A 19,420-nucleotide genomic window follows, 5' to 3' on the forward strand; every position below is an offset into this window, starting at 1 on the left:
GTCAGTCTCGCCGCAGGCATTTGGCGATATGGTTGAGAAGTTCCGAAAGCAACGGCGGCATGTCCTCACGCAAGGCCTTGGTCTTGATGTGGGTGAGCGCCGCGAGATGTGTCGCCGGCTTGCTGTTCGTGATGAAGTGGTAGCGATAGGCGGGCAGCAGATCCGGGTAGTCCTTGTAAGGTCCGGTGTAGAGGGCGAGCCCTGGTCCAGCTGTGCCCAGGACGACTTCGGCTGCCTTATCGACGGCCATCTTGGGTCCGCCCCCCTTGGGTATAACTGCTTCATAGGCGTCGGGAAAAGCCGCGATCATCGCCAGGTCGAGGTCGAGCGGCGCGGAGAAGTAGACGGCGTGAGGCTTCAGGCAGTCGACCCATCCCTTGAGCAGCTTGCGGTCATCGGCATCCTGCCACGTGTGCATCTTGGCGAAATCGGCGTCCGATAACATGCCGCCTTCGATCTTGAGCAGGTTAGCCTTCGGCACGCCGAATTCGATAAGTTTCTCGATCGCGGTCTTCACCCGGCCGAAGCCGCCGCCGCTACGGCCGAGGTCGAGATCGAGCAGAGTCGCGTGTGGAATGCCAAGGTGCGTCAGCAACCGCCAGAAATGCTGCACATGGCGCCCGCCCAGCGGCACGATCGCGACGAAGGCAGGATCGATCAGGAGGTCGAGCGCTTCGGCGAGACGCGGGAGGACGATCCGCTCCGAGTCCCCTTCGACGAGAAGGACGAAGCGTGCGAAGTAGAGTTCCGGGTAGGCGAGCATGGCGCCACGGACGAACTTGGCCGCCTCGTCTATGCCCGTCGGCATCTTGATCTTCTTGACGGACGAGACGCGCGTCTTCGGGTCGCTGCGGCAGTAGCGAACCTCGCGCGGGTTGACCCGGCTCAGAACCGCCGGGGAATGGCTGGTGACGATCGCCTGGGCGCCCCCGCCGTCGGTGAGCGACCGGACCTGACGAATGATCCGGGCAAGGAAGTACGGCGACAGGTGGTTTTCCGGCTCCTCCAGCGCGAACAGCGTGAGTGCGGGGATACGCAGCTGGTCGTCAAGAAAGCCTTCGACCTTGCCCGCGACGACCTGGCGCTCAAGGTCGAAAACGGCCGCGGCCAGCGCGAAGTAGAAGAGCGATTGTTGGCCGTCGCTCAGCGCGTCCAGGCCGCGTTCTTGGCCGTCGGGGCCTTGGTCGAAGATGACCGCGATTTTGCTGACGATTTCTTCAAACCTACGACTAACGAGGCTGAGCCGAGGCTTGGTGTCGACGACATCGTCATGGAGGTCCGACCAGCGTGTCTGTAGGGCCTTTGCGATCGCCGCGATTGCTGCCTCGCCCTCAAACGCGGTGGCCAGATCTTCGCTCGCGCCCTTTACGGCGTCCTCGGTGTCCGATGACCATTCAATGGCGCGCAGCAGGCGCGCGGCGAGCGCTCCGGTCGTGGCGCGGATCTGAGCGGCGGCATCGCGACTGGCCGGGGTGTAGTAGAGTTGGATGAGGCCGCGATCGGCCGCAGAGACGGGGTGGCGCTTGTCGTCCGGGGGATTGTCGTCGAGCGTATCGACCCAGAACAGCTCCTGCGACACCTCGCCCTCGACGGTTCCGTCGTCCTCCCAACGCGCTTCGAGCCGCAAGCGACAGACCGGTGCTTTGTCTGCACGCTCGAGCTGCATGTGCCGAAATGACGGTGCGATGGTTTCGGGCGTGGCGGTGCCGTCGGCCAGCTCGGGCAGTCCGATCAACACGTCAATGAACAGGTCCTTCGGCTCACGGTCATCGATGTCCTCGTCAGCTCCGACATGAAAATCCGACCGCTGCACGGTGCGTTGTGCGCGCGAGACGCCGAACAGCTTCGACAAGGCGTGGAGGAGCGCGGTCTTGCCGGCCGCGTTCGGACCAACGACGGCGGTGATCTCCGAGGCAATCGGCACCGTGATCGGGTCGGGGCCGAAGCAGCGGAAGCCGGACAGGGTGACGCTTTCTAGACGCACAATTTTCTCTCGGGTTAGGCTGCGGGCAGGGGATCGGTGCCCTCGCTGAGGATTGCGAGATAGCGGCGATAGCCGAAGACGCGACCGCGCCGCCGGCCGGTCACCTCCTCGACGATGCCGAGGCGTTCAAGATCGGCAAGCGCGGCGTTGACGGTGGGCGCGGACAGGCCCGTTCGCTCGACCAGCAGGTTTGCGGTGAGATAGGGGTTCTGCTGAAGGAGATCGTGGATGCGCAGCGCGGAGCCAGGGCGTTCGCTCTCGCCGGTGATGCGTTCGCGGTCGTGCTTGAACAGTTCGACGATCCGGGTCGCGGCGTCGAAGGCTTGGTTTGCCGTATCCGCAACGCCGGTCAGGAAGAAGTCCAGCCAAGCCTCCCAAGCCCCGTGTTCGCGCACCTCCTGAAGCAGCCTATAATAGTCGGCGCGATGGGTCTTCAGATAGAGGCTCAGGTAGAGCAGCGGCTTTCGCAGCACGCCGTGAACGCAAAGGTAAAGCGTCACCAGCAGACGCCCGATACGGCCATTGCCGTCCAGGAAGGGATGGATCGTCTCGAACTGGACGTGCAGGAGGCCCGCCTTGATCAGCGCCGGCAGTCGAGACTCGTCCTCGTGCATGAAGCGTTCAAGGGCGTCGAGGCAGCCATCCAACTCCGTCGTTGGAGGCGGGACGAAAAGCGCGTTGCCTGGTCGGCTGCCGCCGATCCAGTTCTGCGAGCGCCGGAATTCGCCCGGGCTCTTGGTGCCGCCCCGCCCGCTTTGCAGAAGCCGTGCGTGCATTTCGCGGATCAGGCGGAGCGACAGCGGCAAGTCCTCAAGCCGCTCCAGGCCATACATCATTGCGTCGACGTAGTTCGAGACTTCGCGGATGTCGTCGATCGGCTGCCCGGCCTGCGCCTCGGTCTCGAAGCGCAGGAGGTCGGTAAGGGTGGATTGGGTTCCCTCGATCTGGGACGAGAGGACGGCCTCCTTCCTCACATACATGTAGAGGAAGAGCTCCTGGCGCGGCAAAAGCATGGTTATGCCGTCGAGGCGGCCCAGCGCGCGTTCAGCTAGGCTCAAACGGTCCAGCAGCGTGAGCACGTCGATCGGCGGCGCCGGGGGGAGCGGCGGCGGCACGAAGGCACGCACCGTCTCGCCGGCGACGGGGGTTTCGACAAAGCGGCCCAGCCGCTGATTGGGTTCGGGATCAACCATGTGCGCCGATTATGGCAACCCACCCTTATTTAAGCAATGCCCACTTGGCTTAAATAGGAAATGGGCTAAGGTAAGTCAGCTTAAATAACGAGGCCTGATGAGAAGTGGGAGGCTACAGCCAGCGCGTGCGCGACAGCATTCTGCCCCTTTCGGTGGCCGACACGCTGCCTGCCGCCTTCGCCGAGTGGTCCTTCACCGAAAACACGGTCGACCACGAGACACCGATCGAGACATGCGAACTGTGCGGCCAGCAGGACCTCAGATATCACTTCGAGATCGCCAACCCATATACCGAGGCAGCGCTCTGGGTCGGCTCACATTGCATACTTCAATTCGACGTCGCCGTCATGGAGAATGGCCGGCGCCTTTCGCCCGAGGAGGCAAAGCGCCATCTGGCCAAACTTACCCAGCGGATGCAACTGGAGTCCTGCATCCGTGCGCTGGAACAGCTCGCCACGAAGGAGGTCAACCCGGTGCTGTCGGGCGCGCTCGACTACTACCGGCGCAACAAGAAGCTCACGCCCAAATATGCCGCCGTGGTGTTCTGGAAGCTTCGGACGTTTCGGATCGACCACCACCCCTCCTTCTTTCAGGTCGAGCTTCGCCGCGCCCAGCACATCGAGGACCTGCGACAGATGCCGACACGCCGGGTTCATCGCTTCTGGAGCGCGCTGAGCGCGGGACAGCGCCGGAAGGCGGTGGAACTCGGACATACTCCCCCAGATGAATGATGGGGGACAGGACTGGGCATTCTGTATTGCACGAGCGGTCACTTACATTGAAGGTGATCGCTGTAATTACCGAACCGAAGGAATCTTCATTTGAGTAGGGGCCAGAGCCAGGGATGAAGCCAGCCAGCACGCACGAAGCCAGCGCTTCGGCGACTGGCTACCTTTTTCAATGCCGCTACGCCTTGCTCGCCGGTCTTCAGGCTATCGCCAAGTCGCCCCAACTGGAGATTTCGATCGAGAAGTTCGACGATGTGGGGTTCGAGGTCAACGGTGAGCCGACACAGCTTATCCAGACCAAGCACCATGTGGGCAAGCTGGGCAACCTGACGGATGCCAGCGTCGATCTGTGGAAAACGTTGCTCATCTGGACCAAGCGCGTGACGGAAGACGTCGAGGCGCCCTTCAGGATCAAGTTCGTCCTGTTGACGACAGGGTTCGCGCCAGATGGGTCAGCGGCGGCGCTCTTGCGCATGCGCGAACGGGATGAGTCGGCCGCTGATCAGCTGCTCCTGAAGACCGCTGCTTCATCCAAGAACAAGGAGAACGCTGCAGCCTATCAAGCCTACTCGGCGCTGCCGGAAGATTTGCGTCAAAGCATGCTGAAGGCGATCCTCGTTCTCGACGGCTCGCCCAACATCGTCGACGTCGGGGATGAGATCGCGCGCGAGCTCGTTCACGCCGCGCCGCGCGATCAGGTCGACCATCTGGTAGAGCGCCTTGAAGGATGGTGGTTCGGCGTGGTGATCAAGGCCCTCTCCGGAGCAGGCCCTTCGGCCATCCCCGTGCTCGCCATTGACCAGCGGGTCGATGAACTTCGGGAGGAGTTCAGGCGAGACGCCCTGCCGGTCGATTATGCGTCCACCTATCCGTCACCGACGGTCGTCGCCGAACTCGACAAGCGTCCTTTCGTGAAACAGTTGCGAAGGATCGAGGTCGGCCCGCGGCGCGTGGAGTTCGCGATTCGAGACTATTACCGAGCGTCCGAGCAGCGATCGCGCTGGGCGCGCGAAGAGCTTCTCGTAGGTGGCGAACTCGAGAACTATGAGCGGCAGCTCGTGGAAGCGTGGGAGCCGCGCCACGCCGCCTTGGTCGACGAACTCGGCCCGGGTTGCCCGCCCACCGAGAAGGTCGCCGCCGGGCAGCTGCTTTACAAATGGGTGGAGAACGAGGCCCAGTTTACATTGAGAAGCGTTCGGGACCGGTTCCTGACCCACGGCAGCTATCACATACTGTCGAATCGATACGCAGTCGGGTGGCATCCTGAATATCAGAGCGACCAGGATGACCCTTCCGATGACGGGGTGGGCTAATCCATGCAGCCCTGGTCGAACCGCGTCACCGAAGAAGCTTATCTGTTCAATCCGGCTTTCTGCGCCACTTTGCTGGCGAAGACGACTGAAGACTATACGAAGAAGGCGGGGCGGCCGTTCCCGTTTGCTCTCACCTTCCTTATTCTCCCGATCGTTCTGCACCAGGGCACGCGGCGAGCGTTGCCGAGCTCGACAGTGACCTCGCTTTTGCCTTGGATTCAGGACAACCGTGAGCAACTTGTCGACTTCGCGAACAGGGTGACGCGCCTGAGCGCGATCACCCGCGAAGCCGTTGTGTTCGGTGCTCAGCACCAGATCTTGGCGCTGGCGGACAGCGGCGACCTGAGCGTTGGGGCGAAGCGTCAAACCGCGACCGAGAAGCGGACCGCGCTGTTCACCGCAGAAGCCCGCGAGTGCGTCGACCGGGCAGGTTTCTTGGGACGATGGTTTGCCGCCGCGGGCACAACCGCAACAATCTACGCCGCGTGGGGGGTGACACCGTGAGTCTGCAAATTGCCAAGCTCATTCTCTACAGTCGCCGGGGTGAAGTTCGCGAGGTCGTGTTCAGACCCGGCGAGCTAAATATACTGACCGGCGGCTCAAAAACCGGCAAGTCAGCGATAATCGACATCATCGATTACTGTACGGGCCGCAGCGAATGCAACGTCGCGGATGGCGTGATCCGCAAGTATGTCGGCTGGTATGCTTTGCTGTTTCAAATTGGCGACGGACAGATCTTCATCGCCCGTCGCAACCCCGATGTCGGCGATCGAACGAACGGCGATATCTACATGGACCGAGGGTCGAGCATCGAGACACCGTCGGAGTCCGCCCTGTTCAAAAACACGACGGTGGGCGCAGTAGAGAAGTTCCTCGGCGCCGCGATCGGCATCAGCGAGAACGAACATCGACCTCCGACCCCAACCCGCGACCCGCTGGAGGCAAACTTCCGGCACGCGCTGTTGCTCTCCTTCCAAGACCAGAACGACATCGACAGCAAACAGCGCCTGTTCCACCGGCAAGGCGAGGACTTCGTCAGTCAGGCCATCAAAGATACGTTGCCCTATTTCCTTGGGGCCGTGGATGAAGACCGCCTATTCAAGCAATCCCAGCTCGATCAGGCCAAACGCGAACTACGTCAGCTAGAACGCCAGCTCCGCGACGCGGACGCCCTTGATAGCAGCACGTACCCGCGTGCGCGCGCCCTTGTCGACGAAGCCAAACAGGTGGGACTTATCGACGAGCGGACTGTCGCGCTCACCTACGAGGCGGTCCTTGCGGTTCTTCAGCGCGTGGTGCGTGACACCGGCGTGCGCGACAATTTTATGGTGGGTGACGGCGAGGACGTGCTGGCTGGCCTACGCGCTGAACGCCAGGGTCTTCGAACCGAACTCGAGAGGGTCAACGCCGAGATTCGATCGACCCGGACGTTTACGTCGGAGACGAGTGGCTACGAACGTGAAGCAAAAGAGCAGCGAGCTCGCTTGAGCTCCGTCGGCCTGATCAAACATGGCGATCACGATTCCGCTCATTGCCCGCTGTGCGAAAGCCAGCTTCCCGTGCCGGCGCCGACCGTGGTGCAGATGCAGCGCTCGCTTCAGGAGCTCAGCGATCAACTCGAGGCGGTTGAGGCTGAGAACCCGCGGCTTCAGCTCAGATTGGCGTCGCTCAATCGCGAAGAGGCCGACATCGAGCAGCGTCTGCGGGAAAACCAGCAGCAGATTGCGGCGCGAATGAGGGAGAACGAGATCCTCCGCGTTCAACAGGACAGCTTCATTCTACAGGCGCGAACAACCGGAAAGATCACTCAGTATGTCGAGACCGCCAGCACCGCCGACACCAGCTCAGGGCTGAAATCGGCCATCGCGGCAAGCCGGATTCGGGTTGCGGCGCTGGAGCGGGAGCTCGACGCCGAAGCGATGAAGGAAAAGCTTGATGCCTTCTTGAACATTATCGGCCGCTACATGACCCAGTATTCTGACGATCTGGAACTGGAGCACCGAGGTAGCCAGCTAAGGCTCGACATCAGGGCCCTGACGGTCGTCGCTGATACTCTTGACGGTCCGGTCCCTTTGTTCCGGATGGGAAGCGGCGAGAATTGGGTCGGCTACCACGTCCTGGCACACCTGGCTCTCCATAAATGGTTTCGTCAAAAGAAGCGTCCCGTGCCGGGGTTCATCATTTTCGACCAGCCATCTCAAGCTCACTATCCACCGGACCGCGATGCGGAAGGTTCAATCGACGGGCTTTCCGACGAGGACCAGACCGCCGTGCTGCAGCTCTTCAAGCTGGCGGCCGATGCAGCGGCCGAACTCGCGCCGGAGCTGCAGATCATCATCATGGATCACGCAGACCTAAAGCCGGAGTGGTTCGCAACGGCGGTGATCGAGCGATGGAGGAAGGGCGAGAAGCTCATTCCCGCGAGCTGGTTACAGTGAGTTTGCGGGATCAGCCCGCGCGGGGTCGGCGATGGCCGGCATGTTGCTTCGGCACCGAGGCAGTATCTCATCGTCTGTGCGAAGCGGGTCCACAGGAGCTTGGACGCTCGAGCGACAGCGGGTGAGCCTAGGGAGCTACAGGTTCTCGGGCTAGCGGCCGCCCTGAGGCGCGCCGATCTGCCGCAACAATGTTCCGATCGATCGTCCGCTGATCTGGCAGACGGCGATGACGCGGTCATAGACCTGCACGCGGCCATTGCGGCCACGCACCGCGGTGCAGAAGGCCCCGCGGCCGAGAGCGACATCTTCCAGTGCTGCCTTGGCACGCGCTCCGATTGGGGCGTGAAGCTCGGGCGCATCGAAATCCGCCAGGCGGACCTCGATCCAAGTCGTCGGATCTGGGGAATCGCCGACGCACAGGCCGTCGCCGTCACCCACGTAACGGACCTGGCCCGAAAAGGAGTGACCGGCGCGAGTGGGGACCGGTGCTGTGCACGGATCCGCAGCTGCCGGGGTCGCAGCCGCCCCAGCGGCCAAGACGCACGCCACGATCATAAGTACGCGCGAGATCACGCCGCCTGCTTCGCTGGCCGGCGGACGGGCTTCTTGGCCAGCATGGTGCGGGCGAACTTGTCCCAGCGCGCCATGCCAGCTCGCTTCTCTGGCATGTAGTTCCAGCGGTCGTAGCTCTTGGAGCTAACGTCCTGCAGCGCATGGTTCTGAATGCGATCGCGGATTTCCTTCGGCACGCCAGCCTTGCCTGACAGCGTCTTCCACGTTCGCCGCAAGTCGCGATTGGTCACGACCGGGATGACGCCGCGGTCGCGCTGGCGCCACATAAAGGCATAGAGCGTCCCATGGCTGACGGGCTTCGATGGATCCTTCGCCGAGGGGAAGAACCACCCATGTTCGTTCGGCTTAATGGAATCGAGAAGCTCCGCCGCCAAGGACGGAACAGGGACCGCATGAGGCTTGCTGTTCTTGGTTTTTGACCAGTCGAGAATTCGTTCGCGGGAATCCCACTGATCCTTGTGAAGGCGCGCGATTTCCTCGACCCGCTGGCCCGTGAGCATCAGGATCTGAACGGCCCGCAGATAGGGCGGGTGCACCGGCACGTCGGGGCATTCGAGCCATCGCCAGAGCTGGACAAACTCATCTTCGTCCAGCCACCGGGACCCGACGACCTTAGGCTCAGTCGGGATACCTGCCGCCGGATTGTAGACCAGTCGAAATCGGCGCGGCGACGTGTTTCGATAGTCGTGCTCCGATTTCATTCCCCAGCTGTAAGCTGCGCGGATGTAGCAGCGGACGTGGTCCGCCATGGCAGGGGCCCCACGCTCAAAGATCGGGCGGAGCACCTCCGTCACCTCGTCCGGCTCGATCTCCCGGGCAAGGCGGTTGCGCCCAAGAGTGTCGGCTACCTTGTTCAGTCCTTTCTCCGTTTCCTTCCAGGACGGCTTACCTGCTTCTTTGAGCGAGGCGACGTAGGCTTCGAAAAGGTCGGCGACGGTTCCGGGCCGAGCATCGGTGACGATCTTGATGCTCCGACCCTTCTGGATCGCGTCCGCGAAGTCGCGCTTGAAAACCTCTCGGGCTGCGGCGAGCGACATCGATGGATAGTCGCCGAGTTTCGCCTTGATCCGCTTACCGTCGCGCCATTGCTGGGCCATCCATTCCGCCAGCACCCGCTTAGGCATCGGCCGCACGACGAGGACCAGGCGGCCCACGCCGCGTCCCTCGCCGTCGGCCAGGGACTTCTGCTTTCCGGTCAGTTCGACGTCCTTGATGCTGCGCCGGATCGCGCCATCGGTGAGGCTGCCCATGCTACGTCTCCCGAAAACTGAGGGCGGTAGTCAGTCGGTTATTGGGGTCGGAATGTGCTCCGATCCCCCAATTACCGCCCTCAGTTTGCCCCAGTCACCGGAAGCTTTTCAAGCCCAAAAATCGTGGTGTTTCAATGTGCTTGGGCGTGATCGAGCGTGATCGATGTGGGTCTAGTAGGATGGTTATGTACCAGGATCAGCGCGGTGGCCGATAGTTCGAGCGCGCGCTTGATCACCTCGCGCGGATAGACCGGGGTGTGGTCGACGGTGCCGGTCTGCTGCACCTCGTCGGCGATCAGCTGGTTGCGCTTGTCGAGGAACAGCAGGCGGAATTGCTCCTTGTCGGCGAAGGCCATGCTGGAGCGGCAATAGTCGATCACCTCGTTCCAGGACGATAGCGCGTTGCGGCTGTTGACCTCGCCCTTGGTCACGCGGCTCGCCGCGGCCGCGATCAGCTTGAGCTGGTTGACCGCGGCCTCGCCGACGCCCTCGACCTCGCGCAGGCGCGCGACCGGCGCATGCACGACTTCGGCGAACGACCCAAACGTCTTGATCAGCGTCTTCGCGAGCGGCTTGGTATCGCGCCGCGGCAGCGCGGGAAATAGCGCCATCTCCAGCAGCTCGTAATCGCTGAGCGCATCCGCCCCCGCGCTGTAGAAGCGCTCGCGCAGCCGCTCGCGATGGCCGTGATAGTGCGGCGTGTCTTCGGGGCTGGTTTTGTCGTGGTCTGGCTTGGCGGGCATCGGCCGTCAGCATCGCTTCAACGAACGAGTATTGCAACCATAGCAGCAGGTGATGCGGCGCGCTGGGCAGTCTGCGACAATTGTTGAGTTGCCATGAAGCTCGTTATGGTTGTATAGTACTGACTTTCTTATGGGGCATTTCCGAATGTTATTTCAATCTATTGAGCGAACCCCTGCTTCTTTAGCTTTGATGGCGTTCCTCTCGCTGGTCGGCCTGGTTCTTTCAATCAGTACCGTACGTGCCGCAGATGATTCCAATTGGGGGTGTTACGACCCTAAGCCTGGACATCCCACGGCGTCCGAACGCAGCGCCTTCGTATCCCGCCTGAGACCCGTGGCGAGGAGCCTTCAGGACGAACTCGGGGTGCCTCAGGGCGGTGTTCTTTCGATGGCGGTGCAGGAGAGCGGGTTTGGCTGGACCAGAACTGCGATCAATGCGAACAACTTGTTCGGCTGGAAGTTTAGACAATCCGCGCGAGAGGCGAATCTCGGCTCGTGGACCTTGGCCTGCCAGCCAGCGGATGATCCTGGCAAGGTCTATGCCGTCTTCCCAACCTGGGAAGATTCGATAAGATTCGTCGCAGGGCAGCTCGCTCGTGCCTCTAGGTATAAATCTGCGACCGCGGCTGCTCGCGCGGCAATTGCTGAGGGTGGCAGCGATGAAGCTGTCGCGGAGGCTTGGCTGAAGGGTATTCAGCAGGCGGGGTACAATCCCAATTCAGGGTACCCCTCGGAAGTAATGAATTCCGGACGGAAGGCAGGAGTCTTTGCAAAGTCGCAGGAGGTCAGCGCAGTGCAAGCGACGGCTGCCGCTGCTTCAGGGCAAGGGACGCCAGTGCCGTCCGAAGCCGACGTCGAGAAGGTGTTGGGATGGTTTAAAAGGGATGCATCAGGGCGCTATTGGATTGCTGGCGCTGATTGCGTGCCTCTGAAGTCGAGCGCTTGGCCCGGCTACGAGTCGCTGCCCGACGGCGCGATCCGTGCCTGCCAATATACGGTTGTGTCCTGTGCAAATCTGAAGGGGACGAACCGCGCAAGTTGTGAACATAGCCGCACTGTCGTTGGGCCAAAGAGCGCCACGGTAGTAGTACTTGAACCTACCGTCGATCGCATGGCACGTTGGATTGCAACCGCTTGCGCGGAGGCTGGTGGAAGTCGGGATAGATGCCTCCAAGCGGTCTACAGCTCGGGCGTTGAAATGAGTGGCTGGCAAATCCCTATTGCGGGCCTGGGTTACGAAGACATGGAGACTTCGCACTACGTTCAGGTCGCTTATGCGTTCCGTGATGGGCTGACGGTTCGTGCAGATTCAGTCTGCGCATGGAAGAACGGTTATCCGGGTGGGGAGGCGCCGCCATCGCCGGAACAGAACGCGGCATGTAGCAAGCCCGGCGTCCGCCCCGCCGCCGTCAGCTTTCAGGCCCGCCCGGCCCGAACGACGCGAGGCGATCTCGTCGCGTATGACAAGAAATATAACGAAATGATTCCGCCCCATCAGGCGGCTTTTCCCATTCCTGATGCAGCAGCCGATCAATGGCGCGGGGTCGTGCGTGAGGCTCTAGCGGCAGCGTACGCATCGGACCGAAACGTTTTGGTTTCGGCCAAAGCGGTCTCGCTGCGAAAGAGCAAAGCCTTTTGAGGCGGCTTCGAGGCTGTGGAAGGTTCTCGCGTCTCTATAGCCTCGAATGCAAGCTTTGGATTTCGACGCGACCGGCAATCAGCCGATCTGCTTCTCGCCGTGCCGCTCCGACAGCGTGAAGATCTCGACGCCCGTCGCGGTGACGCCGACCGAGTGCTCGAACTGCGCCGACAGCGAACGGTCGCGGGTGACGGCGGTCCAGCCGTCCGAGAGGATCTTCACATGCGGCTTGCCGAGATTGATCATCGGCTCGATGGTGAAGAACATGCCGGGCTTGAGCTGGACGCCTTCGCCGGGCCGGCCGATATGGATGATGTTCGGCTCGTCGTGGAACATGCGCCCGAGGCCATGGCCGCAGAAATCGCGCACCACGCTCATGCCCTGCGGTTCGACGAAGCTCTGGATGGCGTGGCCGATGTCGCCAGTGGTGGCGCCGGGCTTCACCGCTGCGATGCCGCGCATCATGGCTTCATACGTCACCTCGATCAGCCGCTCGGCCCTGCGCGCGATCGGGCCGACCGCGTACATCCGGCTGGAATCGCCATACCAGCCGTCGACGATGAAGGTGACGTCGATGTTGACGATGTCGCCTTCCTTGAGCGGCCGGTCGCCGGGCATGCCGTGGCAGACCACGTGGTTGAGCGAGGTGCAGGTCGAGTAGCGATAGCCGCGATACATCAGCGTCGCCGGATAGGCGCCGTGGTCGAAGGCGAAGTCGCGGACGAACTGGTCGATACGCTCGGTCGGCACGCCCGGCCCGACGATGTCGGTGAGCTCGTCGAGGCACTTGGCTACCAGGGCGCCGGCCTTGCGCATGCCTGCAAAGGCGCCCGGGCCATGCAGCTTGATCTGTCCGGTCTTGCGCAGGGAGGTATCGGAGGCTTCGACGTAGCTCATGCGGGGCGGTCTTCTGGGCTCAATCTCGATGTCGCGGAAAGGCTTGATTTCACGCCCCAATCTAATGGTTGCGGGCCTGCATGCAAGCCGGGCCTGCCTGCCTTGCGGCCGAAACCGGGCTAATTCGGGACTTCTACGGTGGTTTCCACCGGCAGAGCGCCGCCGCGGATGCGGATTTCACGGACCGGATAGGGAACCCGGATGCCCTCGCGCTTGAAGGCGTCCCACAGCGCCAGCATGACGTCGCTCTTGACGTTGTCCATGCCGTCGGGGTCGGCGATCCAGAAGGTCAGCGAGAACTTCATCCCGGCCTCCGCGAATTCGGTCAAAATGCTGTTCGGCGGCTTGCCCTTCTGGGCGCGGGGATGGGCGGCGGCGGTCTCGGCGGCGAGCTTGCAGACCAGCCTTGGATCGGCGTCGTAGTTGGTGCCGAAGGCGATCTTCACCAGCGTGTTCTTGTCGGTATAGGTCCAGTTGACGACCTTCTGCGTCACCAGATCCTCGTTCGGCACCAGGAATTCGCGGCCGTCGCCGGCGGCGACGGAAATATAGCGCGTCTTCATCGCGCTGATGCGCCCGGTGTTGTCGCCGATGGTGACGAGGTCGCCGGGCTTCACCGATTTGTCCGCCAGCAGGATGATGCCCGAGATGAAATTGGCGACGATCTTCTGCAGGCCGATACCGATACCGACGCCGACCGCGCCGGAGAACACCGCGAGCGCCGAGAGGTCGATGCCGACCGTGCCGAGCGTAATGACAATTGCGACGGACAGAAGCCCGATGCGGATGATCTTGACCAGCAGCACCTGCACCGACGGCGTCAGATCGCTGGTCGCGTTGATCCGGCTTTCGGCGAAATTGCTGGCGATGTTGGTGAGCCAGAGCGCGATCAGCAGGAGCGCGCCCGCCTTGATCACCAGCAGCGGCGTCAGCCTGAAGCCGCCGAGCACGATCGCGACGGAGTCGAGCAGGTCGACCGTCGAATCGAGCTGGCCGAGGATGGACAGCGCCGCGACGAACCAGGCGGTGATCGACACCAGCCTGACGATGAAGGCGTTGCGCAGCACCGAGGTCACCAGCCGGATCGCGAGCCAGGCGAAGCCCAGCTTGGCCGCGACCATCAGGAGGTAGGAGCGGCTCGGCCAGGTCGCATGGTACATCACCACGCGGGATACGATCACGAGCAGGGTGAACACCGCCGTCGAGGCGCTCGCGACCATGATCCGGGCAAAGCGCCGGAGCGGCAGCGGCAACCGCATCGCCAGCGAGGTCGTGTCGACGCGGCTGCGAATGGTCGCTTCCGCGGCATAGGCAATGCCGGCCGCGGCCAGCATCAGGCCGAATTGCAGGTAGAACCAAGGTGAGGAGATTTCCGCCCCGACGCTGCGTGCGGTGGTCTGCACGAACTCCATGAAGTCTTTCAGGTCCATGTCCATTGGTCTCGTCGGAAGGCGGGTCAGAAGGATTTGATTCGAAGGCGCCGCAGAATCCCACAAAGGCAGCGGCGCGGCCATCGATACACCGCCAAGTGAAGCGCGTTAAGGCCGCAAAATACGGGCAGATTGCCGCGAGCTGGAGAAATGGGTTGGCGCGCCGGGGCTGCGACGATAAGGATGCAAATCCAGCAATTCGTACCCGGAAGGTGGATGGCCTCCCTCGACTCTGTCAGCCTCGCCATATTGCTCGGTGCCGTCCTCGTGATGGCCGGTATCCTGTCGAGCCTGCTTGCGCTGCGCTTCGGCGCGCCCTTGCTGCTCGTCTTTCTTGCGGTCGGCATGCTCGCCGGTGATTCCGGCCCCGGGCAGCTCCAGTTCGACGACGTCCGCACCACCTATCTGGTCGGCTCCGTCGCGCTCGCCTTGATCCTGTTCGATGGCGGCCTGAAGACGCGCTTTGCCAGCATCCGCACCGTGCTCGCGCCGTCCGTGGTGCTCGCGACCGTCGGCGTGCTCCTGACCGCGCTGATCACGGCGCCGTTCGTCAAATACGCGCTCGACCTAAACTGGACGGAGTCGCTGCTGGTCGGCGCCGTGGTGGCCTCGACCGACGCGGCCGCGGTGTTCCTGCTGGTGCACACCCAGGGCCTGCGCCTGCGCCCCCGCGTCGGTGCGACGCTGGAAGCCGAATCCGGCACCAACGATCCCTTCGCGATCTTCCTCACCCTGATGCTGGTCGAATACATCTCGCTGGGCTCGAGCTCGGCCGGCCACGTGGCGATGGAGTTCATCCAGGAGTCGGTGCTCGGCGCTGCCGTCGGCTTCCTCGGCGGACGTCTCGTCGTCATCGCGCTCAACCAGGTGGCGCTGCCGCAGGGCCTGCATGCGCCGTTCGTGACCACCGCGGCGCTCGTCATCTTCGGCGGCTCGCAGATCATGCACGCCTCGGGCTTCCTTGCGGTCTATCTCGCCGGCATCATCATCGGCAACCGGCCGACCCGCGCGCATAATTCAGTGGTGGCGTTCCTCGATGCCGCGACCTGGCTCGCGCAGATCGTGATGTTCGTGCTGCTCGGCCTGCTGGTCTCGCCGAGCCGGCTTGGCGCCAGCGTTCTTCCCGCAATCGCCGTCGCGTTCGTCCTGATGCTGGTGGCGCGGCCGATCGCGGTGTTCGTGTGCCTGGCGCCGTTCCGGTTCAACTGGCGCGAGAAAATCTTCATCGCCTGGACCGGCCTGCGCGGCGCGGTCGCGATCTTCCTGGCCTCGATCCCGATGCTGGTCGGCCTGTCGAAAGCCTATCTCTATTTCGACGTTGCCTTCGTCGTCGTCATCATCTCGCTGCTGTTGCAGGGCTGGACCCTGGCGCCGGCCGCGCGCAAGCTGCATGTCGCGCTGCCGCGCGCCGAGCGCGGCCCGCGCCGCGTCGAGCTCGATCTGCCGGGCCAGCTCGAGCAGCAGCTGGTTGGCTATCCGGTGCGCGCGAAGAGCCTGTATTTCCGCCGCGGCCTGATCCCGTCCTGGTCCAAGCCGACGCTGGTGATCCGCAACGAGAACATCCTGACGCCCGTGGAGGCCGATCCGATCGCGCCGGGCGATTACATCTACCTGCTGGCCCCGCCGGAAAAGGCCGAGTCGCTCGACCGCTTTTTCGTCGACATGCAGCCGAGCTCGGCGCCGGACCCGCATCTGCTCGGCGACTTCATGGTTTCCGGCGATCACACGCTGGCCGAGCTTGCCGAGATCTACGGCGTGAAGGCCGGCGAGGACGAAAGCAAGCTGACCCTGGCTGACTATTTCGACGTCCATCTCGACCGTGCGCCGAAAGAAGGGGCGGAACTGCCGCTGGATGAGATCGTCCTCGTCGCTCGCAGCATCTCCGGTGGCCGCGTCAGCGTCGTCGGCCTGCGTCTGCCGGAAGACGAGGAGACGCCCGTGCCGCTGACGCGCAGGCAGGCGCTGCGGAGGAAGCTTGCGGAAGTGTGGACCTCGGTCGCGGGGGTTTAGGTGCGGGGCAACCCGCATTGAGTTCGGCGGGATGGGCCATGGTCATCACGTCAGCACCTTCACCCCGCCGAATGATGTCACCCGCCCCTGCTTCAGCATCACGATCTGCGTCGCGAGCTGGCGCAGCTCGGCGACGTCGTGGCTGACATAGACCATCGGGATGTTGGCCTCGTCGCGCAACCGCACCAGATAGGGCAGGATCTCGAGCTTGCGGGCCTCGTCGAGCGCGCCGAGCGGTTCGTCGAGCAGCAGCAGTCGCGGCTTTGACAACAGCGCGCGGCCGAGCGCGACGCGCTGCCGCTCGCCGCCGGAAAGCTTTCCGGGGCGGCGATCGAGCAGGGCGCCGATGTCGAGCAGGTCGATGATGCGCTTGTGCTGTGCCGGATCGGACGCGAGGCCGCTCATGCGCCGTCCATAGTCGAGATTCTGCGCGACGTTCAGGTGCGGAAACAGCCGGGCATCCTGGAACACATAGCCGATGCGGCGGCGCCAGGTCGGCACATGGATGCCGGCCGCGGTGTCGTCCACGGTCTCGCCGTCGATCACGATGGTGCCACGATCGGGCCGCAGCAGCCCGGCGATCATGTTGACCAGCGAACTCTTGCCCGCGCCCGATGCGCCGAACAGGCCGATGACGCGGCCTTCGCTGGAGAAGGATGCGGAGAGCGAGAATTCGCCAAGCTGTTTTTCGACGTCGACCCGCAGCATGATCAGTTCCCGTGCAGGCGCGCGGTGGCGCGGCGGGCGAACCATTCGGCGGCGATCAATGCGCCCAGTGCCAGGACGATCGAGACGATCACGAGCCGGCCCGCTGCCGTGTCACCGTCCGGCGTCTGGATCAGCGAATAGATCGCGGACGAAATCGTCTGGGTCTCGCCGGGGATGTTGGAGACGAAGGTGATGGTCGCACCGAACTCGCCGATGGCCTTGGCAAAGCCGAGCACCATGCCGGCGAGCACGCCCGGCAGCGCCAGCGGCAGCGTCACCGTGAAGAACACCTTCCACGGCGCCGCGCCCAACGTCTCCGCGGCCTGCTCGAGCCGGCGGTCGATCGCCTCGATCGACAGCCGCATCGGGCGCACCAGCAGCGGAAACGACATCACGCCGCAGGCGAGCGCCGCACCGGTCCAGCGGAAAGAGAAGACGATGCCGAGATAGTCGGCCAGGAAGCCGCCGACGAGGCCCTTGCGGCCGAAGGTGAGGAGCAGGAGATAGCCGGTTACGACCGGCGGCAGCACCAGCGGCAGATGCACCACCGCGTCGAGAAATGATTTGCCCCAGAAATCGCGGCGGGCAAGCAGCCATGCCAGCGCAATGCCGAATGGCGTTGCCACCAGCGTCGCGATCACGGCGATCCTGAGCGAGAGCAGGATCGCCGTCCATTCGGCGGGAGAGATGTCGAGCACGAAAAATCAGGTTGTGGGGCTGATCAGGAACTTGAAGCCGTACTTTTCCAGGATGGTCTTGGCGGCCGTCGAGCGCAGGAAGGCGAGATAGTCGTTGGTCTCGGGCTTCGCGGTGGTGGTCGCAGCGACGGGATAAATGATCGCGGGATGCGAATCCGCCGGGAAGGTGCCGACGATCTTCACGCCCGGCTCGACCTTGGCATCGGTGGAATAGACGATGCCGAGATTGGCCTCGCCGCGCGCGACCAGCGTCAGCGCGGCGCGCACGCTCTCGGCCATTGCGAATTTCGGCTCCGCAGCGGTCCAGGCTCCGAGCTTCTCCAGAGCCGCCTTGGCATATTTGCCGACCGGCACCGACTTGACGTCGCCAGTCGCGATCTTGCCGTCGCCGGCAAGCTTGGCGAGATCAAAGCCCTGCGCGATCGTGACGTTGTCGATCTTGGAATCCTTCGGAGCGATCAGCACGATGCTGTTGCCGAGCAGATTGACTCTGGAAGGCTCGTTGATGGTCTTCTTGGCTGTCGCGTAGTCCATCCAGTCGGTGTCGGCCGAGACGAACACGTCGGCCGGCGCGCCCTGCTCGATCTGCTTGGCGAGCACGGAGCTTGCGGCATAGCTGACGCTGAACTTGACGCCGGTCTTGGCGGTGTAGGCCGCGTCGATCTCGTCGAGCGCGTTCTTCATCGAGGCTGCCGCGAACACGGTGATGGTCTTGTCCTGCGCGGCCGCAGGCGAGAAGGCCGCGAGCAGAACGACGAAGGCGGAGAAAAGCACGGAAAGGCGGGACATCGGGAGCGCTCCATACACGCTTGCGCGCGCCAATCAGGCACGCAAGACGGCGTTGGTTGAGTAAAGGTTCGCGATCGGCGGAAGCGCTGTTCCGGTGAGCCCGACGGACTTACGGTCCTTCAGGATGTCGCTGGGCGTGACCATAACAGGCTGGCGGAACAGGTCAAAGCTGACCTTTTGAGGTCAAAGCTGACCTTTTGAGGCCAAAGCCGGACGTATGGTCCGTGCGGTGCCTACTCGCTCGGCAGGATCGCGACCGATACCGAATTGTCGCCGGCGCCGCTGATCTGGAGCACGAAAGGCTGCGCCGACAGCTGGTATTTCACGGTCTTGCGGATGCCGTCGCAGTCGGTGGCGCCGCTGAAGGCCACGGGCTTCAGGAAATGGCCGTCCTGCACCACGTCGACCCAGGCTCCGCCGGACAGACTGATCATATAGAGCCCGGCCTTCGCGGTCTTGACGCTGGTGAAACCGGCAAAGGTGCCGTCCTTCGGCGCCCGCTCCGGCGGCGTCGGCAGTTTTGCCTCCGCGGGTGCGACCAACCCCAGCGTGATGGCCGATGACGGCAGCGCGGCCTGTTCGCTCCCCGATGCGAGCCTGGGGCGATCCGGCGCCGTGAGCGCGGCGCGCTCACGCTCGATCGGCCATTTGAACTTGTCGCAGCCGCTGGGCTCTTCGGCGGCGAGAGCGGAGGTGACGCCGAGCGAAAGCGCGGCGAGGATGGCGAGGACGCGCATGTCAAATCCCATCGTTGGCCACGCGACAGACGTGGGCTTGCGGTCAGGTGTGAGGAGCGGGATGCGCGTCCCGGGATGCCACGGGCTTACGGCACGGCGGCGAGGACGATCCTAGCGCATTCCGCGGGATAGGAGCCAGTAATGAGTCTGTCATCCCGGGGCGCGCGCAGCGCGAGCCCGGGATCCATAGCCACAAGAAGGAGTTTGGCGAAGACTCGTGGTTATCAGCGCGCCCCGCATTTCTCTCCGGGAGTATGGGTCCCGGGCTCGCTTCGCGCCCCGGGACGACA

At 63.3% G+C, this 19,420-nt stretch carries 17 protein-coding genes; 6 read left to right on the forward strand and 11 right to left on the reverse strand.

The window, feature by feature from the left end; translation table 11 throughout:
- Window position 1: 1 nt before the first annotated feature.
- Window positions 2–1,984, reverse strand: coding sequence for an ATP-dependent nuclease (locus F8237_RS18565; RefSeq protein ID WP_116968898.1), 1,983 nt, complete (start codon window positions 1,982–1,984; stop codon window positions 2–4).
- A gap of 14 nt (window positions 1,985–1,998) precedes the next feature.
- A complete protein-coding gene (locus F8237_RS18570; RefSeq protein ID WP_116968897.1) occupies window positions 1,999–3,177 on the reverse strand; it encodes a Fic family protein in 1,179 nt (392 codons plus the stop codon).
- A gap of 125 nt (window positions 3,178–3,302) precedes the next feature.
- Between F8237_RS18570 and F8237_RS18575 the strand changes: the two genes are divergently transcribed.
- The 4 genes from F8237_RS18575 to F8237_RS18590 all read left to right on the forward strand — a co-directional run bounded on the left by F8237_RS18575 (window position 3,303) and on the right by F8237_RS18590 (window position 7,656).
- Window positions 3,303–3,908 (forward strand): hypothetical protein, encoded by a 606-nt coding sequence (locus F8237_RS18575; RefSeq protein ID WP_198669277.1) that lies wholly within the window; start codon window positions 3,303–3,305, stop codon window positions 3,906–3,908.
- Between the two features lie 113 nt (window positions 3,909–4,021).
- Window positions 4,022–5,218 carry an ABC-three component system protein gene (locus tag F8237_RS18580; RefSeq protein ID WP_137901410.1) on the forward strand — a complete coding sequence of 399 codons (1,197 nt, stop codon included), beginning with the start codon at window positions 4,022–4,024 and terminating at the stop codon, window positions 5,216–5,218.
- 3 nt (window positions 5,219–5,221) lie between these two features.
- Window positions 5,222–5,722: a three component ABC system middle component gene (locus F8237_RS18585; RefSeq protein WP_137901409.1), complete on the forward strand. Its 501-nt coding sequence runs from the start codon at window positions 5,222–5,224 to the stop codon at window positions 5,720–5,722.
- On the forward strand, window positions 5,719–7,656 hold the full coding sequence (locus F8237_RS18590; protein ID WP_162006109.1) for a DUF3732 domain-containing protein: 1,938 nt from the start codon (window positions 5,719–5,721) through the stop codon (window positions 7,654–7,656). Before F8237_RS18585 ends, F8237_RS18590 begins: the two co-directional genes overlap by 4 nt.
- 150 nt (window positions 7,657–7,806) lie before the next feature.
- On the opposite strand, the gene F8237_RS18595 is transcribed toward F8237_RS18590, so the two are convergent.
- From F8237_RS18595 to F8237_RS18605, 3 genes are all read right to left on the reverse strand, one after another.
- Window positions 7,807–8,094, reverse strand: a complete 288-nt coding sequence (locus F8237_RS18595; RefSeq protein ID WP_232824134.1) for a thermonuclease family protein — start codon at window positions 8,092–8,094, stop codon at window positions 7,807–7,809.
- Between the two features lie 131 nt (window positions 8,095–8,225).
- Window positions 8,226–9,479 (reverse strand): tyrosine-type recombinase/integrase, encoded by a 1,254-nt coding sequence (locus tag F8237_RS18600; RefSeq protein ID WP_116968893.1) that lies wholly within the window; start codon window positions 9,477–9,479, stop codon window positions 8,226–8,228.
- Window positions 9,480–9,610: 131 nt separating this feature from the next.
- Window positions 9,611–10,222 carry a JAB domain-containing protein gene (locus tag F8237_RS18605; protein WP_151646752.1) on the reverse strand — a complete coding sequence of 204 codons (612 nt, stop codon included), beginning with the start codon at window positions 10,220–10,222 and terminating at the stop codon, window positions 9,611–9,613.
- Between the two features lie 145 nt (window positions 10,223–10,367).
- On the opposite strand from F8237_RS18605, the gene F8237_RS18610 reads away from it, so the two are divergent.
- Window positions 10,368–11,861, forward strand: a complete 1,494-nt coding sequence (locus tag F8237_RS18610) for a glucosaminidase domain-containing protein (RefSeq protein ID WP_162006110.1) — start codon at window positions 10,368–10,370, stop codon at window positions 11,859–11,861.
- Between the two features lie 78 nt (window positions 11,862–11,939).
- On the opposite strand, the gene map is transcribed toward F8237_RS18610, so the two are convergent.
- Together map and F8237_RS18620 are read right to left on the reverse strand one after the other, a co-directional pair.
- A complete protein-coding gene (gene map / locus F8237_RS18615) occupies window positions 11,940–12,758 on the reverse strand; it encodes a type I methionyl aminopeptidase (protein WP_014439361.1) in 819 nt (272 codons plus the stop codon).
- Window positions 12,759–12,877: 119 nt separating this feature from the next.
- Window positions 12,878–14,194, reverse strand: coding sequence for a mechanosensitive ion channel family protein (locus F8237_RS18620; protein WP_151646756.1), 1,317 nt, complete (start codon window positions 14,192–14,194; stop codon window positions 12,878–12,880).
- Between the two features lie 210 nt (window positions 14,195–14,404).
- On the opposite strand from F8237_RS18620, the gene F8237_RS18625 reads away from it, so the two are divergent.
- On the forward strand, window positions 14,405–16,198 hold the full coding sequence (locus F8237_RS18625; protein ID WP_151646758.1) for a potassium/proton antiporter: 1,794 nt from the start codon (window positions 14,405–14,407) through the stop codon (window positions 16,196–16,198).
- Window positions 16,199–16,243: 45 nt separating this feature from the next.
- Here the strand turns inward: F8237_RS18625 and modC are convergent, their stop codons facing one another.
- The 4 genes from modC to F8237_RS18645 all read right to left on the reverse strand — a co-directional run bounded on the left by modC (window position 16,244) and on the right by F8237_RS18645 (window position 19,130).
- A complete protein-coding gene (gene modC / locus F8237_RS18630; RefSeq protein ID WP_151646760.1) occupies window positions 16,244–16,906 on the reverse strand; it encodes a molybdenum ABC transporter ATP-binding protein in 663 nt (220 codons plus the stop codon).
- A gap of 2 nt (window positions 16,907–16,908) precedes the next feature.
- Window positions 16,909–17,604 (reverse strand): molybdate ABC transporter permease subunit, encoded by a 696-nt coding sequence (gene modB, locus F8237_RS18635; protein WP_151646761.1) that lies wholly within the window; start codon window positions 17,602–17,604, stop codon window positions 16,909–16,911.
- Between the two features lie 6 nt (window positions 17,605–17,610).
- Window positions 17,611–18,393, reverse strand: coding sequence for a molybdate ABC transporter substrate-binding protein (gene modA, locus F8237_RS18640; RefSeq protein ID WP_151646763.1), 783 nt, complete (start codon window positions 18,391–18,393; stop codon window positions 17,611–17,613).
- A 233-nt stretch (window positions 18,394–18,626) separates the two neighbouring features.
- Entirely contained in the window at window positions 18,627–19,130 is a 504-nt protein-coding gene (locus F8237_RS18645; RefSeq protein WP_162006111.1) for a hypothetical protein, read from the reverse strand.
- Window positions 19,131–19,420 lie beyond the last annotated feature (290 nt).

This window comes from Bradyrhizobium betae (assembly GCF_008932115.1).
Classification (GTDB): Bacteria; Pseudomonadota; Alphaproteobacteria; order Rhizobiales; family Xanthobacteraceae; genus Bradyrhizobium; species Bradyrhizobium betae.

Coding starts and splice junctions, on each gene's coding strand:
- F8237_RS18570 (WP_116968897.1), bottom strand. CDS start 3,177: ATGGTTGATCCCGAACCCAATCAGCGGCTGGGCCGCTTTGTCGAAACC.
- F8237_RS18580 (WP_137901410.1), top strand. CDS start 4,022: ATGAAGCCAGCCAGCACGCACGAAGCCAGCGCTTCGGCGACTGGCTAC.
- F8237_RS18585 (WP_137901409.1), top strand. CDS start 5,222: ATGCAGCCCTGGTCGAACCGCGTCACCGAAGAAGCTTATCTGTTCAAT.
- F8237_RS18600 (WP_116968893.1), bottom strand. CDS start 9,479: ATGGGCAGCCTCACCGATGGCGCGATCCGGCGCAGCATCAAGGACGTC.
- F8237_RS18605 (WP_151646752.1), bottom strand. CDS start 10,222: ATGCCCGCCAAGCCAGACCACGACAAAACCAGCCCCGAAGACACGCCG.
- F8237_RS18610 (WP_162006110.1), top strand. CDS start 10,368: ATGTTATTTCAATCTATTGAGCGAACCCCTGCTTCTTTAGCTTTGATG.
- map (WP_014439361.1), bottom strand. CDS start 12,758: ATGAGCTACGTCGAAGCCTCCGATACCTCCCTGCGCAAGACCGGACAG.
- F8237_RS18620 (WP_151646756.1), bottom strand. CDS start 14,194: ATGGACATGGACCTGAAAGACTTCATGGAGTTCGTGCAGACCACCGCA.
- F8237_RS18625 (WP_151646758.1), top strand. CDS start 14,405: ATGGCCTCCCTCGACTCTGTCAGCCTCGCCATATTGCTCGGTGCCGTC.
- modC (WP_151646760.1), bottom strand. CDS start 16,906: ATGCTGCGGGTCGACGTCGAAAAACAGCTTGGCGAATTCTCGCTCTCC.
- modA (WP_151646763.1), bottom strand. CDS start 18,393: ATGTCCCGCCTTTCCGTGCTTTTCTCCGCCTTCGTCGTTCTGCTCGCG.
- F8237_RS18645 (WP_162006111.1), bottom strand. CDS start 19,130: ATGCGCGTCCTCGCCATCCTCGCCGCGCTTTCGCTCGGCGTCACCTCC.